The sequence below is a fragment of the Bradyrhizobium niftali genome (assembly GCF_004571025.1).
GTDB lineage: Bacteria > Pseudomonadota > Alphaproteobacteria > Rhizobiales > Xanthobacteraceae > Bradyrhizobium > Bradyrhizobium niftali.
This window is the reverse complement of record NZ_SPQT01000010.1, coordinates 57,732-71,864: the sequence shown is the minus strand read 5'-3', so window position 1 is coordinate 71,864 and position 14,133 is coordinate 57,732. Positions and strand designations below refer to the sequence as shown.

Sequence of the window (14,133 nt, the reverse complement as noted above, 5' to 3'; positions counted from 1 at the left end):
TCAACAAGAGCCGAAGCTGGCCGTGCTGCCGGTCAGGACTCGGCGGCGCGTTTGACGTCGCTCTGGACGAGGGTCAGCTTGCCGAGCGGCACGCCCGCCTTCAGCAGTCCCTCGCGGTAATGGGCGAGGTCCTCGGGCCGCTTCCAGTGGAAATTGCGCAAATGGCGGTCGACGTTCAGGGTCGGGTAGTTGCCCATGAGCACACGGGTGGCCTCGACGGCCTCGTCGGTCCGCTCCAATTGCGCCAGCGCCGCGGCACGGATCGCCAGCGCCTGCATGTGGTTCGGGTTGATGTAGAGCTGCTCGCGGGCCCACGACAGGGTCGCGTCATACTGCCCCAGCAGATAATGGCTGAACGCGTTCAGCGCGGCCCATTGGTAGCGCGGGTCGCTGTTGTCGCGCTGCGCGGCCATCGAAAACAGCTCGATCGCCTCGCGGTGCTCGCCGATGACGAAATGGCAGATGCCGAGCACGCCGCGCGCGCCCATGTCGTATGGGTTGAGGGCGACCGCGCGCTTGGCGGCGTCCATCGCGGCCTCGTAATGCCCTTCCATCGCATGGGCCCAGGACAGGATCGAGAATGCAAAGGAGGAGCGCGGGTCGAGCCGGACGCTGGTTTCGGCGAGGTTCATCGCCTCGGCCCACATCTCCCGCGTGCCCTTGATCCAGCCGAACTGGATGCTCTGGATCTGGATCGTGGCAAGGTAGGCGTGCGCGATCGACAGCTTGGGATCGACCTCGATGGCCTCCCGGAACAGGTCGATGGCGGCGGCCAGATCCTCCTTGGTCTGCCGGTAGTAATGCGACAGCCCCTTGAGGAAACGGTCCCACGCGGTCACGTCGGTCGAGAGCCGCGCCGGCGCCGAGGCCTCCGCGCGGACGATCTCGGTGGCGATGGCGGCGGACAGGTTGGTGGTGATCTCGTCCTGCATCGCGAAGAAGTCGCCGATGTCGCGGTCGTAGCGCCCGGTCCAGAGCTGCTCGCCGGTCTCCGGCGCGATCAGCTCGGCGGTGACGCGGATCTTGGCCCCGGCGCGCCGCACCGAGCCCTGGATCAGATAGGTGGCGTCGATCTCGCGTGCGATCAGCCGGGTGCTCGTGTTCTTGCCCTTGAAGGCGAAGGTCGAGTTGCGGCTCAGCACGCGATAGAAGGATTGCAGCGACAGCGCGTGGATCAGATCCTCGGTGAGGCCGTCGGAGAAGTATTCGTCCTGGGCGTCGCTGAGATTGGCGAAGGGCAGCACGCCGACGATGGCGGTGCGGTACTGCTGCGAGAGGGTGGACGCCTCCCTCAGCTCGGGTGCGAGCGCCGGCGCGCCCTCGGGCTTCCAGGTCCAGACCCCGACCGCATCCTTGATGTTCTTGAAGCGATGGTTGCCGGCATCGACCAGCGGCACGGTGAGATGCTTGCTCGCCTCCCCGTAGGCCTTGGCCGAGATGGCGAAGCCGCCGGGACTCGCCACGGATTCCAGGCGGACCGCAATGTTGACATCGTCACCGAACACCTCGTCCTCGTCGGCGATGACGTCGCCCATGTGGATGCCGAGCCGGAATTGCATGGCGCGGTCGGCCGGCAGGTGGTGGTTGCGCTCCGCCATCAGCGTCTGCATCGCGATCGCGGCCTCGGTGGCGCCGACGATCGAGGGGAATTCCAGCAGGAAGCCGTCGCCGGTGTTCTTCACGACGCGGCCGCCGTGATTGAGGATGATGGGGTGAATCGCGGTGCGATGGGCCTTGAAGGCGGCATGGGTGCCGGCCTCGTCGCTGCCCATCATGCGCGAATAGCCGGCGACATCGGCGCAGACAATGGCGGCCAGACGTCTTTCCATAGCCCCGGAGCTCCAACGGACCGAGGGCCGGCCACGGCGTGGCAGTCGCCTCGAATCCCGCATTTCAAGAACCCAGCCTTTATAGAACAGATGAGGCCGCGGGAAAGTATGATCCGCATTGCAAATTCAAGGTAAATCCTAGGCAGTCCCGGCGGTGGACGACGGCCGCCGAACCGACTAAGCCCGATCTCTTGAGACGGACGGGGCGGCGGGGCACCTCACATGCTGGGCATTCATGAAATCTGGCTCTTCATCCTGTCAGGCGTGCTGCTCAATATCACGCCGGGACCGGACTCCGTCTACGTCATCGGCCGCAGCATGCAGATGGGCTGGCGGGGCGGGGCCGCAGCCGCCTTCGGCATCAGTTGCGGCTGTTTTTTCCACGTCGCGGGCGCGGCGATTGGCCTTTCGGCCCTGCTGATGGCCTCATCCACCGCCTTCTCGATCCTGAAGCTGGTCGGCGCGGCCTATCTGGTCGTCACAGGACTTCAGATGCTGTGGTCGCGGCCGACGCTGGCATCGGCGATCGACGAGCCGGCGCGGAGCTCGCTGCGGCGGGTGTTCCTCCAGGGCGTCTTCACCAACGCGCTCAATCCCAAGGTCGCGCTGTTCTTCCTGGCCTTCCTGCCGCAATTCGTCGCAGCCGATTCACCGCACAAGCCGCTCGCCTTCCTGACGCTCGGGCTGATTTTCATCTGCACGGGAACGCTGTGGTGCCTGGTGCTGGCGGCGTTCGCGGCCAAGGCCGCGCATCGCTTGCGGACCTCCGAGGGCGCGATCGCCTGGGTCAACCGCGCGCTCGGCGGCCTCTTCATCTATCTCGGCATCCGCGTCGCCATGCTGGAGACGCGGTAACTCGTTCGAACGAATGACATGAGGCTGCGTAGGGTGGGTTACGCCTCGCGGCTTGCGCTTTGCGCAATCTGCGAGGCTAACCCACCCTACGATCTGCCTCAGGCGAACTCCTTCAGCAGGGCGCTGCCGGCGAGATAGAGGCCGAGCAGGATCATTGCGATCAGGAACCAGCGGCGGAACGCTTCCGCCGGCATCCGCGCCCGCACCGACTGGCCGATGAACATGCCGGCGAAGGCCATGGCCATGCCCACGGCGCCGGGCACGGCATTGGCCGGCGTCAGCAATCCGCCGGCAGTGAGGTTGAAGGCGAGCGCCAGCGTCGCGGTCGTGAAGAACACGCCGAGCGCCTGCACCAGCTCGTCCTTCTCCATGCCGATCGCCTGCATGAACGGCATCGAGGGGATCACCTGCACGCCGGTCGAGGCGGAGATCACGCCGGTGACCACGCCGACCACGCCGCCGACCCATTTCTCGTTCTCAGGTGCGACGCGGAACTGGAATTTGTTCAGGCCGATCACCGCGTAGATCACGAGCAGGGCACCGAGCACGATCGTGCCATAGCGCGCATGCGGGCCGGTCAGCGCGCCGGCATTGAGCCAGCAGCCGATCACGGTGCCGATCATCAGCGGCCACAGCCGCCTGAGGATGTCGCGCAGATGGGGTCCGACGAATGTCTGCCAGATGTTGGTGATGATGGCGGGCACGATCACGATGGCGATCGCGCGGCTCGGGGCCATGCTCACCGCAAGCAGGCCCATGGAGACGGTCGGCAGGCCTAGCCCGACCACGCCCTTGACGAATCCGGCGATCAGGAAGACGGCGGCGATGACGATGAGGAGAGGGTCGATCATGACCCGCACATTGACCGAAGCCGCGCCCGGGCACAATCTGGAGGTTACGGAGACAGCCTTCGCTATGGACGAAGGCTAGGTTGGAGGAATCCGGATGCGTTTCGATCTCGTCGATCTCCAACTGTTCATCGCGGTCGCCGACCAGCGCAGCATCACGCGGGGCGCCGAGCGGTCGCATCTGGCGCTGGCCTCGGCCAGCGCGCGCATCAAGGGGCTCGAGGACGCGCTCGGCGTCGCGCTGCTCAAGCGCGGGCGGCGCGGTGTCGAATTGACCGCGGCCGGCGAGAGCCTGCTTGACCATGCCCGCCTCGTCATTCACCAGATCGACGCCATGCGCGGCGATCTCGCAGGCTTTGCCAGCGGCGTGCGCGCCAGCGTCCACTTCCTCGCCAACACCTCCGGCCTGTCGGAGCATCTGCCGAAGGCGCTGGCCGGCTTCCTGCGCGAGCATCGCGACGTCGCCATCGACATCGAGGAGCACGAGAGCACCGACATCGCGGCGGCGATCACCGCCGGCGCCGCCGATCTCGGCTTCGCCGCCGAGCACGCGCTGCCCGACCATATCGAGCGCTTCGTCTTCAGCGAGGACCGCCTGACACTGGTGACGTCCAGGCGCGGCCCGTTCGCCGGCCGCCGCCAGATCGATTTCCAGGAGGCGGGCACGTGCGAGTTCGTCGGGTTGACCAGCGCCACCGCGCTCCAGGTTCATATTTCGAAGCACGCCGCCCGGCTCGGCATGCGGCCGCATTACCGCGCGCGCCTGCGCGATTTCGACGCGATCTGCCAGATGGTCGCCGCCGATGTCGGCGTCGCCCTGGTGCCCGAAGCCGCCGCCCGCCGCTGCGCCAGGCTGATGCCGCTTGCCATGGTCCGCCTGCGCGATGCCTGGGCCAACCGCAAACTCGTGATCTGCGCGCGAAGCTTCAAGACGCTGCCGCGCCCGGCCAAGATGCTGGTGGAGCATTTGCGGGCAGAGGCGGCGTGAGGGCAGGTGCTGATGTGAGCCCGCGGCGCGGCCGCGACCTCAACTGCGCTCCCTCCCCCGCAAGGGGGGAACGCACCTACCTCGTGGCGGCGTCGCGACTCAAAGCGTTGATTACTTTGCCGTCTCGACCCCGGCGTCCTTGATCACCTTCGTCCACTTCCTGGTCTCGTCCGCGATGAATTGGCGAAAATGCTCCGGCTCGTCGCCGATCAGCGTCGCGCCTTGCGCGGCGAGCTTTTCCTTCACGGCCGGATCCGCCATCGCCTTCGTCGCCAGACCATGCAGCGCTGCGACGATTTCCTTCGGCGTGCCCTTGGGCGCGACCATGCCGTACCAGTTCTCGATGCGCAGATCGGGAAAGCCCGCTTCCGCCGTGGTCGGCACCTCAGGCGCCGTCGGTGCGCGCTCGGCCGAGCCGACCGCGATCGGCCGCAAGGCGCCGGCCTTGACCTGCGGCAGCAGCACGGGGAGATCGAGGAACGTCATCTGCACCTGCTGGCCGAGCAGGTCGTTCACCGCGGGCGCGGCGCCGCGATAGGGCACATGCACGATGTCGATCCTGGCCGTCAGCTTGAACAATTCGCCGGCGAGATGCGGCAGGCTACCGGGGCCGGAGGAGGCGAAGTTGAGCTTTCCGGGCTGCGCCCTGGCGAGCGCGATCAGTTCGCCGATGTCCTTGGCGGGCACGTTGGTGGCGACGACCAGCATTTCCGGCACGGTCGCAACCAGCGTCACCGGCGTGAGGTCGGACAATGTGTCGTAGGCGACCCGCTCCATGCTCGGGCTGATCGCGAGCGCGCCCGCGCTGGAGATGGCGATGGTGTAGCCGTCGGGCGCGGCCTTCGCGACCGCGTCGGTGCCGAGCACGCCACCCTGGCCGCCGCGGTTGTCGATCAGCACCGGCTGGCCGGAGAGCTCGGACATGCGCTGGCCGATCACGCGCGCGATGATGTCGTTGGGACCGCCGGCCGGGAACGGCACGATCAGCTTGATCGGCTTGGCCGGAAAATTCTGGGCGGAGGCGAGGGCGGGAAACAGAAGCAGGCTTGCGAGGAAGAGCTTACGCCAGTTTTTCATACAAGCCCCCTGAAGCATGATCCGGAAAAGTGTGCAGCGGCTTTCCGAATGGATCATGCGCAAACGACGGGTCGTTCATCCGTTGAGCAGTTTCATTGCTTCTTCGTGAACCCTGGCGTCGCCGGCTGCGATGATGCGGCCGCCACCCTGGGCCGGCTTGCCTTCCCAGGTGGTGACGACGCCGCCGGCGCCGGTCACGATCGGGATCAGGGCCGCGATGTCGTAGGGCTTCAGCTCGGTCTCGACCACGAGATCGACGTGGCCGGCCGCCAGCATGCAATAGGAGTAGCAGTCGCCGCCATAGCGCGACAGCCGCGCGCCCTTCTCGATGCGGCCGAAAATGGCGCGGTCGCGCTCGTTCATCAGCAAGGGGCTGGTGGTGTAGGTCGTCGCCTCAGACAGCGACGCGCAGCGGCGGACCTGGAGCCGGCGCTCGCCGGAGGGGCCTTTATAGTTGGCCGAGCCGTTGTCGCCGGAAAACCGCTCGCCGATGAAGGGCTGGTGCATCATGCCGAACACCGGCGCGCCCTTGTGCAGCAGCGCGATTAGCGTGCCCCAGATCGGGAACCCGCCGATGAAGGACTTGGTGCCGTCGATCGGATCGAGCACCCAGACATAGTCGGCGTCCTCGCGCTCATTGCCGAATTCCTCGCCGACGATGCCGTGCTGGGGGAAGTTGGCCTTGATCAGCCGCCGCATCACCGCCTCCGCGGCGCGGTCGGCCTCGGTGACGGGATCGAAATCCTTGGTCTTGCTCTTGTCGTCGATCGACAGCGAGGTGCGGAAGAACGGCAGGATGGTTTCGCCGGAGGCGGTGGCGAGCCGTCCGATGAAGGCTGAGAAGTCGATCACCGTCACGGCGCATCCTCAAAACGAAAGTCGGGTGAAGCTCGCATCTGCCTATCTCAATTCGCCTCTCGCGTGCAGCGCTGTCTTGATTTGCACCCTGGTATTTTGGATGCGGAGACCGGCTGCCTCATCCGAGCCATATGCTGGCCAAATATCGATCATTGAGTTGAAAACTTAGTTCCGAACATGCCTTGTTCGTATGCAAATGACTATCAACCCATTGAATTTCCTTATCAAAGAAACTGAATCTGGGTTTCTCTGGAAGCAACAGAGCCATGTGTGTTTTGCATGGGAAACGGCTCAAAAGCCCTTGCACTTTGTGCGGCGCGGCCGCATATTGTTGCGGTGCGGTAGCGCTCTGCGTTACCGCTGCCCTCCTTGGGCGTTTCCTCCCTAGACTTGGGCCGCTTGCGTCATTCGCGAGCGGCCCTTTTTTCTTGGGTCGTCTGTTTCGTTTCGACTGCGCGAAAACGCGAAGTGAAGATCCGGCGTCCGATACGCGCGCGGTGTGTTCTGTCCCTGATTCGCGACGTCGTCGCGCGATGACGGCTTGCGCCTATTCCGCCGCGGCCTGGAACGGGCCGAGATCGCCGAACGGAATCGTGCTCGCCAGCACGTCGGCGAGGACGCCGAAGTCGGTTGCCACCTGCGCAAAGCGCGGACTGCGCTCGCGCCGTCGCTCGTCCATGTAGATCGCGCGGTTGAGTTCGAGCTGCACCGCGTGAAGCCCGCTCGCCGGGTTGCCGTAATGCTCGGTGATGAAGCCGCCGGCATAGGGCTTGTTGCGGCCGATCGAATAGCCGAGCCCGCCCATGGTCTCCTCGACCCGGTCGGGCAAGAGCGGCGTGCAGCTCGTACCGTAGCGGTCGCCGATCACGATGTCGGGCCGGCGCGGCTCGTCTCGGCTGACGCCGACCGAAGGCATCGAGTGGCAGTCGACCAGCACCACGGTGCCGAACATCTGGTGCACCTTGTTGATCAGCCGGCGCAGCGCGCGATGGTAGGGCTTGTAGAGCGTCTCGATCCGCGCCAGCGCATCGTCGACCAGGATGCGGTCGCGATAGATCTCCTGGCCGTCGCCGACCACGCGCGGAATGGTGCCGAGGCCGCCGGCGACCCGCATCGAGCGGGTATTGGCAAAGCTCGGCAGGCGCCCGGTGAACATGCGGGGGTCGAGCTCGTAGGGCTCGCGGTTGACGTCGACATAGGAGCGGGGAAAGTTGACCCGCACGGTCGGAAAGCCGCGGGCGCTGAGATGGCCGATCAGCTCGTCCATGAAGGAATCTTCCGACCGCCGCAGCGTCGGCAGGTCGATCCTGGAGGCGCTGAGGAATTCGTCCGGATAGGTCGAGCCGGAATGGGGCGAGTTGAAGATGACCGGCGCGCGCCATTCGGCGGGCTCGACGATCTCGAAGGCTGGCGACATCTCGCCATCAAACCGGGTCATCTTCTCAGGCTTCGTCCCTTATTCCCAGGCTTCGTCCCTTCGCGCCACAAGATCCGGCCCCGCAGGATCCTGCAAGGTCCGGCTTGAACGGATTGATTCGGCCGGTCGAGCGGCTCTTATGTGTCGTCATTGTCTGGAATCGCAACCATTCTGCCAAGCGAAAAGATGTGATTGGCGCTGGAACATGTCTTAACCGTGCGGGCAGCGGGGCGGATCGTTCGGTCGGCTTCGATTGATTCGAGCCGCATTCCGGTTCACAAGGAGCCGGCAGCGCGAGCCGTCCAGGGTAAAGATTTTCACCCCAAATTTACCCTCTGTCGGGCTTAGTGACCTCTGCTGATATCCTCTGGGGATTCGACGTTTCCTGCCATGCCAAAGATCCTGCTCGCCGAAGACGACAACGACATGCGCCGTTTCCTGGTCAAGGCGCTGGAAAACGCCGGTTTTCAGGTCTCGTCCCATGATAACGGCATGGCCGCCTATCAGCGGCTCCGCGAAGAGCCGTTTGAGATGCTGCTGACCGACATCGTGATGCCGGAAATGGACGGAATCGAGCTCGCCCGCCGGGCCTCGGAACTCGACCCCGACATCAAGATCATGTTCATCACCGGCTTCGCCGCGGTCGCCCTGAACTCGGATTCGGACGCCCCCAAGAACGCCAAGGTGCTGTCCAAGCCCGTGCATCTGCGCGAATTGGTCAGCGAAGTGAACAAGATGCTGGCGGCCTAAATCGGCCCCGTTCCGTCCTTGCGCCGGGTCCCCTGAGCCGTTATAGGGACCCCACCGATGAAATGACCTCTAGGGCACGTAGCTCAGCGGGAGAGCACTACCTTGACATGGTAGGGGTCACAGGTTCGATCCCTGTCGTGCCCACCATCCTTCGCTCGCGATAGCGAGAGAAGGATGCCGCGCCGAAGCCCAACGGGCGCAGGCGGGCTGCCGCCGCGAGCTTCGGCTAGGCAAGCCAATCCCCGACGAGGCGAAATCGAGCTATTTCAGTTCCGTATTCGCGACCGGCAGGACGGACGCGACGGACCAGCCGTTCGCATCCCGCACGTAGGTCTGGCTGATCAGAAACGTATTCTGTTGCGGTGGCTTGCCGGGAAGGCCGCGCGTGAAGACGATGGGAACGAGGACCTGCATGACCTCGTTCGAGATCACGGCGACGTGGAATTTCGACATGTCGGGCTCGAGGTGCCAGGTGCCCGCGTAGTAGCCCTTGAAGCGGTCCGCGACCGCATCACGGCCTCTGGTTTCGATGCCTCGCGCAAACAGCAGCGTGCCGGGCGAATTCCACAGCATGGCCTTCACATCGTCCGCGTTGTGCGCATTCTGCGCGGCAATGAACTTCTCGAAGATGGTTCGGGCCTCGGCATCATTTGCTGCGGCCAGTGCAGGCCCGACTGACCAGGCTGTCACGGCGAGAAACAGCGCCGCGGCAGTCGCGGCAAGATGACGGCGCCGTGCAAATGGTCGTGGCCTGACGTGGACTGGAGACATCTCGGACGGGGGCATGTTCACCTCTCTTTTGGATGACGATAATCATACCACCAGCCGCCTCGCCGGCTTTTCAGGATCGCGCGATCAGCGATCGCCTCGGCATCACGGATGCGTTGGTTCAGGCCATGTCGGATGCCGCGGGACGTAACTGGCAAACTCTCGTCGTCAGCGTCAAGTTGAGGTATCGTCTCGCGGGCTACGATTCCATCCCAGTCGTGAGCCTGACCATGAGCACATCCGTCATCGAACAGGCAAAGATCCAGGCGCAGGTGCTGGTGCCGCTGGTCAGGGCGCTCCAGGCCGAGCTCGGTGAGGCGCGCGCCAACGCGCTGGTGCGCAAGACGCTCGGCGATCTCTATCGCGGCTTCGGCGAGGAATTCTGGAAAGCCAAGAACGAGAGCGATCTCGGCAAGGCCGTCTCGTCGGCGTTCAGGACCTATGCCCGCGACGATGCGCTCGCCTATGACGTGATCGAGCAGAGCCACGACGCCTTCGCGTTCGACGTCAAACGATGCGCCTATGCCGAGTTCTACAAGGCGCTGGGTGAGCCGGAACTCGGCTTTCTCCTGGTCTGCACCGCGGACTTTGCAACCTCCGAAGGATTCGGCCCCGACGTCAGGCTCACGCGCACGCAGACGATCATGCAAGGCGCCGATCATTGCGACTTCCGCTACCGGCGCGATGACGGCGCGGCGCGATGAGAGGGGCGCCTCTCACGCAGTCCCGTCTCCTGCTCCCCGCAGCAAATCCTTCAGTCCGCCCGGATAGAGGCTAGGTCCGCCCTCCACGTCGAGATCGGCGAGGTCGAACCAGCGCGCCACGATCTGCTCGCCATTGTCCTCGCGGAAATCGATGCGGTCCTGGCCGCCGAACGCGCCGTCCGGAAATGCCACCTCGGCGATGAACATCACCTCGTGCCCGATGGCGTCCTCGTGCACGAAAATGTTCTCCATCATCAACGGCTCGCCTTTGATGGTGATGTCGATGCCGAGCTCTTCCCTGAATTCCCGTATCAGCGCAGTCCGCCAGCTCTCGCCGAATTCGATTTCGCCGCCGAGCGGACGGACGCCCCTGATCCGGCCTGCATTGTCGCGAACCTCGGCCGCCAGCAGGCGCCCGGCCCGCCAGTGCAGGCCGATCGCGACAACCCTGATGCCGGGATGGGGGCGCCATGTGGTCATGGGGGCATCGTTATCGTGCTCGCCGCGGCTGCGCAATGCGCGCAGGCGAATGTCGTCCGGCCTGGATCGCTTTCAGCCTGCAAAAGCTTCGCAGCCTTGATCCGTGAGGTCCTGCCTGCCATTGTCCGGTCATCCACCACGGCGACGGGCGTGGTGAGATCCAGATTGTGGCGTTCGGCGACAGGTGTCGCTTCGCCGGACGCGAAGAGAAGGCAAGTGGGCGAGATGAGCAGTGTGAACAAGCCCGGCGGCAACTACCTGCCGGTGATCATCCATGCTGGAATTGCGTATGTCAGTGGTCAGCTCCCGCGTCGCGGCGAAGACCTGCTATATGCGGGCAAGGTCGGTGCAGGTGTCGACATCGCGGCCGCGCAAGAGGCTGCGGCCCTTTGCGCGGATCTCTGCATTGCCGCCATCAACCACGCCACAGGCGGAGAGGACAGGGTCGTCCAGGTCCTGCAACTCGTGGGATACGTCGCCTCGGCGCCTGGATTTACCCAGCAGTCGCAAGTCATGAACGGTGCCTCCGACCGGCTGATCGAACGCCTCGGCGATCGCGGTCGTCACACGCGTACGTCCGTCGGCGTCGCCGAGTTGCCGCGAGGGGCGCCGGTCGAGCTGAGCATGATCGCCGCTGTTCGGGCCTAGGACGGCGGTCAGTCTTATCCGACGAGATACTTGGAGACCGCCGCCTCGTCCCACGCAATCCCGTTGCCGGGCTCCTCGCCCGGCAGCGCAAAGCCGTCCTCGATCGTCAAACGCGTCGAAAGCACCGCGTCGGCCCAGTCGACATATTCCAGCCAATGCGCGGTCGGCGTCACGCACAGCAGGTGTGCGCTGACCTCCGAGAACAGATGGGTGGACATCTCGATGCCGGCGGCATGCGCGAGCGATGCGGCGCGGAGCCAGCCGGTGACACCGCCGATGCGCTGCACGTCGGGCATCACGTAATCGCAGGCTTCCGCCGACAGCGCCGACTGCATCGCGAAGGCGCTGTCAAAATTCTCGCCGATCTGGACCGGCGTGCCCAGCGCGTCCGCGATGCGGGCGCAGCCGGCGTAATCGTCGTGGCGGATCGGCTCCTCGATCCAGGTCAGCCCCTCGTCGTCGAGCATCTCGCCGCGGCGGATCGCCTCGGTCACCGTGAGCGCCTGGTTATAGTCGCACATCAGCGTGATCCGGTCGCCGACGGCGTTTCGCACCGCGCGCACCACGGCCAGATCCTCCCGCGCATCCGGCCGGCCGACGCGGATCTTGGCGGCGTGAAAACCCTCGGCCAGCAGCTTGTGCGCCTCTTCCACCGCGGCGCTCGCCGGCATGATGCCGAGCCCCTTCGAATTGTAGGCCTTGACCGGTTTCGGCGCGCCGCCGAGCAGCCTCGCCAGCGGCAGGCCGCGTGTGCGGGCCAGCGCGTCCCAGGCCGCCATGTCGATGCCGGACTGCGCCAGCCGCTGCAGGCCGGCGAGGCCCAGCAGCGTAAAGCGCTGGGTCAGCTTGCGCTCGATCTCGAACGGCAGCAGCTCGTCGCCGGCGAGCAACTCCGACATCTCCGCGACCATCGCCGTCAGCGGCTTCAAGGCCGACGGCGTGATCGAGAACAGATAGGCGTGCCCGCGGGCGCCCTGGTCGGTCTCGCAGTCGATCAGCACCAGCGGCGCCTTTGCGACCGCCCCGGTCGAGGTCTGGAGCGGCAGGTTCATCGGCACGATCACAGGCCGCGCAATGAAGCGCTTGATGCGGACGGTCTCGGTCATGGGCACTGGTTCCGGATTGATCAACGCAGGTTGGTCCCGATCTTAAACCTTCGTGATGAAACGGAAAGACGCTTGGTGCGACCACCATAAAATGGGGTTGCGCGGGGGCGCGTTTGTTGGCTCTGTGCCGCCGCAGGCTTTGCCGCAAATCGCGAGAGGTTGCGACAAAAACGCACGCAACGGAGCCACAAAGTGAAACAAGAGATCGCCGAAGAACAGCGCAAGAGCGGCATCCTGACCGGTGCCGCGATCGCCTTCCTGCTGCTCGCGCTGCCGCTCGCGGTGTGGCTGGACCTGACCGAGCTGAGCAAGACGGCGCTGCGCCGGCAGGCCGCCGATCTCAATTCGGTGATCACGAGCGTGCGCAGCTATTACGCGACCAACGTGGTCGGGCGCATCATCGCCAATCCGAACGGCACGACCAGGGTGGTCCACAACTACGAATCCGTCCCCGGCGCGATCCCGATCCCGGCAACGCTGTCGCTGGAGCTCGGACGGGTGATCGGCGCGCAGCAGGAGAATATCACCTACCGCTTCGTCTCGGACTTCCCGTTCCAGAACCGTGCGCCGCACCAGCTCGACAAGTTCGAGAAGGACGCGCTCGACGCGCTGCGCAGGGATCCCGAGCAGAAGATCTTGGAGACCGAGACCTCGCTGTTCAACGACAAGGTCCGCCTCGTCGCCCCCGTCACGATGGGGCCGGCCTGCGTGAGCTGCCACAACAGTCATCCCGAAAGCCCGAAGAAGGACTGGAAGGTCGGAGATATCAGGGGCATCCAGGAGGTGATCATCGCCCAGCCGATCGCCGCCAACATCTTCTCGTTCAAGTTCCTGCTGGCCTATTTCCTGATCGCCGCGGGCAGTGGCCTGTCGTTCCTCTCGCTCCAGCGCCGCCAGGCGAGCCGCATCAAGGGCATGAACAAGGAGCTCGAATCCGCCAACGACTTCCTCGCCTCGCTCTCGATGAAGATCTCGCGCTACATCCCGCCGCAGGTCTACAAGAGCATCTTCTCCGGTCAGAAGGACGTCACCATCCACACCGAGCGCAAGAAGCTCACGATCTTCTTCTCCGACATCCAGAACTTCACCGCGACCGCGGAGCGCCTTCAGCCCGAATTGCTGACCCAGCTCCTCAACGAATACTTCACCGAGATGTCGGCGATCGCCCATGAATATGGCGGCACCATCGACAAGTTCATCGGCGACGCCATGCTGATCTTCTTCGGCGACCCCGAGACCAGGGGCGATCGCGCCGACGCCGAGGCCTGCCTCCAGATGGCCTGGCGGATGCAGCAGCGGCTTGCCGAGCTCAATGCGAAGTGGCGCGCCTCCGGCATCGAGCAGCCGTTCCGCTCGCGCATGGGCATCAATTCCGGCTATTGCAATGTCGGCAATTTCGGCAGCAGCGACCGCATGGACTACATCATCATCGGTCCCGAAGCGAACCTCGCCGCGCGCCTGCAATCGATCGCCGAGCCAGGCGGCATCGTGCTGAGCTACGAGACCTTTGCGCTGGTCAGCGACATCGTCCGCGCCCATGCGCTGCCGGCGATCACGATGAAGGGCATCAGCCGCGAGGTGATTCCCTATTCGGTCGACGCGCTGAACGATGCCGCAGCGGAGAAGAGCGGCATCATCACCGAGCGCGCGCCCGGCCTCGAGCTCTATCTCGATCCCGCGGTGGTGAAGTCAGGCGACGCCGCACGTGTGCGCTCGCTGCTGGAAAGCGCGCTGGCCTCGCTGAAGCCGGCGTGAGGCGTGCGTCGTTTCCGATCGAGAGAGTGTGCCGCGTGGCACCCCTCTCC

Annotated in this window: 14 protein-coding genes and 1 tRNA gene; 7 read left to right on the top strand and 8 right to left on the bottom strand. The window is 65.0% G+C overall.

Annotated elements, in window-relative coordinates; all coding sequences use genetic code 11:
- Positions 1-32: 32 nt before the first annotated feature.
- Complete coding sequence (locus E4K65_RS18905) at positions 33-1,829, bottom strand: adenylate/guanylate cyclase domain-containing protein (protein ID WP_167770940.1); 1,797 nt, start codon at positions 1,827-1,829, stop codon at positions 33-35.
- Positions 1,830-2,051: 222 nt separating this feature from the next.
- Here E4K65_RS18905 and E4K65_RS18900 point away from each other — a divergent pair, with 222 nt between their 5' ends.
- Positions 2,052-2,684: a LysE family translocator gene (locus E4K65_RS18900; RefSeq protein ID WP_135175451.1), complete on the top strand. Its 633-nt coding sequence runs from the start codon at positions 2,052-2,054 to the stop codon at positions 2,682-2,684.
- A 98-nt stretch (positions 2,685-2,782) separates the two neighbouring features.
- Here the strand turns inward: E4K65_RS18900 and E4K65_RS18895 are convergent, their stop codons facing one another.
- The gene (locus E4K65_RS18895) at positions 2,783-3,535 is read right to left on the bottom strand and encodes a sulfite exporter TauE/SafE family protein (RefSeq protein ID WP_135175450.1); all 753 of its coding nucleotides are present in this window, start codon (positions 3,533-3,535) and stop codon (positions 2,783-2,785) included.
- A gap of 94 nt (positions 3,536-3,629) precedes the next feature.
- Between E4K65_RS18895 and E4K65_RS18890 the strand changes: the two genes are divergently transcribed.
- A complete protein-coding gene (locus tag E4K65_RS18890; protein WP_135175449.1) occupies positions 3,630-4,520 on the top strand; it encodes a LysR substrate-binding domain-containing protein in 891 nt (296 codons plus the stop codon).
- A 111-nt stretch (positions 4,521-4,631) separates the two neighbouring features.
- Here the strand turns inward: E4K65_RS18890 and E4K65_RS18885 are convergent, their stop codons facing one another.
- The 3 genes from E4K65_RS18885 to E4K65_RS18875 all read right to left on the bottom strand — a co-directional run bounded on the left by E4K65_RS18885 (position 4,632) and on the right by E4K65_RS18875 (position 7,893).
- The gene (locus tag E4K65_RS18885) at positions 4,632-5,597 is read right to left on the bottom strand and encodes a Bug family tripartite tricarboxylate transporter substrate binding protein (RefSeq protein WP_135175448.1); all 966 of its coding nucleotides are present in this window, start codon (positions 5,595-5,597) and stop codon (positions 4,632-4,634) included.
- A 75-nt stretch (positions 5,598-5,672) separates the two neighbouring features.
- A complete protein-coding gene (hisN, locus tag E4K65_RS18880; protein WP_027545664.1) occupies positions 5,673-6,455 on the bottom strand; it encodes a histidinol-phosphatase in 783 nt (260 codons plus the stop codon).
- Positions 6,456-7,002: 547 nt separating this feature from the next.
- A complete protein-coding gene (locus tag E4K65_RS18875) occupies positions 7,003-7,893 on the bottom strand; it encodes an N-formylglutamate amidohydrolase (RefSeq protein ID WP_092187440.1) in 891 nt (296 codons plus the stop codon).
- 369 nt (positions 7,894-8,262) lie between these two features.
- Here E4K65_RS18875 and cpdR point away from each other — a divergent pair, with 369 nt between their 5' ends.
- Positions 8,263-8,622: a cell cycle two-component system response regulator CpdR gene (cpdR, locus tag E4K65_RS18865; RefSeq protein WP_007597092.1), complete on the top strand. Its 360-nt coding sequence runs from the start codon at positions 8,263-8,265 to the stop codon at positions 8,620-8,622.
- 72 nt (positions 8,623-8,694) lie between these two features.
- Positions 8,695-8,769 (top strand) — tRNA-Val (locus E4K65_RS18860).
- 114 nt (positions 8,770-8,883) lie between these two features.
- Here E4K65_RS18860 and E4K65_RS18855 read toward each other — a convergent pair.
- The gene (locus E4K65_RS18855) at positions 8,884-9,408 is read right to left on the bottom strand and encodes a Cif family virulence factor (RefSeq protein WP_135175447.1); all 525 of its coding nucleotides are present in this window, start codon (positions 9,406-9,408) and stop codon (positions 8,884-8,886) included.
- 212 nt (positions 9,409-9,620) lie between these two features.
- Here E4K65_RS18855 and E4K65_RS18850 point away from each other — a divergent pair, with 212 nt between their 5' ends.
- Positions 9,621-10,094 carry an L-2-amino-thiazoline-4-carboxylic acid hydrolase gene (locus tag E4K65_RS18850; protein ID WP_135175446.1) on the top strand — a complete coding sequence of 158 codons (474 nt, stop codon included), beginning with the start codon at positions 9,621-9,623 and terminating at the stop codon, positions 10,092-10,094.
- A 12-nt stretch (positions 10,095-10,106) separates the two neighbouring features.
- Here E4K65_RS18850 and E4K65_RS18845 read toward each other — a convergent pair whose 3' ends face one another.
- Positions 10,107-10,574 (bottom strand): NUDIX hydrolase, encoded by a 468-nt coding sequence (locus E4K65_RS18845; protein ID WP_135175445.1) that lies wholly within the window; start codon positions 10,572-10,574, stop codon positions 10,107-10,109.
- Between the two features lie 225 nt (positions 10,575-10,799).
- Here E4K65_RS18845 and E4K65_RS18840 point away from each other — a divergent pair, with 225 nt between their 5' ends.
- Positions 10,800-11,222: a RidA family protein gene (locus tag E4K65_RS18840; protein WP_027547420.1), complete on the top strand. Its 423-nt coding sequence runs from the start codon at positions 10,800-10,802 to the stop codon at positions 11,220-11,222.
- A 14-nt stretch (positions 11,223-11,236) separates the two neighbouring features.
- Here the strand turns inward: E4K65_RS18840 and E4K65_RS18835 are convergent, their stop codons facing one another.
- Positions 11,237-12,328 carry an enolase C-terminal domain-like protein gene (locus tag E4K65_RS18835; RefSeq protein ID WP_135175444.1) on the bottom strand — a complete coding sequence of 364 codons (1,092 nt, stop codon included), beginning with the start codon at positions 12,326-12,328 and terminating at the stop codon, positions 11,237-11,239.
- A 192-nt stretch (positions 12,329-12,520) separates the two neighbouring features.
- On the opposite strand from E4K65_RS18835, the gene E4K65_RS18830 reads away from it, so the two are divergent.
- Positions 12,521-14,083: an adenylate/guanylate cyclase domain-containing protein gene (locus tag E4K65_RS18830; protein ID WP_135175443.1), complete on the top strand. Its 1,563-nt coding sequence runs from the start codon at positions 12,521-12,523 to the stop codon at positions 14,081-14,083.
- The last annotated feature ends 50 nt before the right edge of the window (positions 14,084-14,133 follow it).

Coding starts and splice junctions, on each gene's coding strand:
- E4K65_RS18875 (WP_092187440.1), bottom strand. CDS start 7,893: ATGACCCGGTTTGATGGCGAGATGTCGCCAGCCTTCGAGATCGTCGAG.
- E4K65_RS18885 (WP_135175448.1), bottom strand. CDS start 5,597: ATGAAAAACTGGCGTAAGCTCTTCCTCGCAAGCCTGCTTCTGTTTCCC.
- E4K65_RS18855 (WP_135175447.1), bottom strand. CDS start 9,408: ATGCCCCCGTCCGAGATGTCTCCAGTCCACGTCAGGCCACGACCATTT.
- E4K65_RS18905 (WP_167770940.1), bottom strand. CDS start 1,829: ATGGAAAGACGTCTGGCCGCCATTGTCTGCGCCGATGTCGCCGGCTAT.
- E4K65_RS18845 (WP_135175445.1), bottom strand. CDS start 10,574: ATGACCACATGGCGCCCCCATCCCGGCATCAGGGTTGTCGCGATCGGC.
- cpdR (WP_007597092.1), top strand. CDS start 8,263: ATGCCAAAGATCCTGCTCGCCGAAGACGACAACGACATGCGCCGTTTC.
- E4K65_RS18900 (WP_135175451.1), top strand. CDS start 2,052: ATGCTGGGCATTCATGAAATCTGGCTCTTCATCCTGTCAGGCGTGCTG.
- E4K65_RS18840 (WP_027547420.1), top strand. CDS start 10,800: ATGAGCAGTGTGAACAAGCCCGGCGGCAACTACCTGCCGGTGATCATC.
- E4K65_RS18835 (WP_135175444.1), bottom strand. CDS start 12,328: ATGACCGAGACCGTCCGCATCAAGCGCTTCATTGCGCGGCCTGTGATC.
- E4K65_RS18895 (WP_135175450.1), bottom strand. CDS start 3,535: ATGATCGACCCTCTCCTCATCGTCATCGCCGCCGTCTTCCTGATCGCC.
- E4K65_RS18890 (WP_135175449.1), top strand. CDS start 3,630: ATGCGTTTCGATCTCGTCGATCTCCAACTGTTCATCGCGGTCGCCGAC.
- E4K65_RS18850 (WP_135175446.1), top strand. CDS start 9,621: ATGAGCACATCCGTCATCGAACAGGCAAAGATCCAGGCGCAGGTGCTG.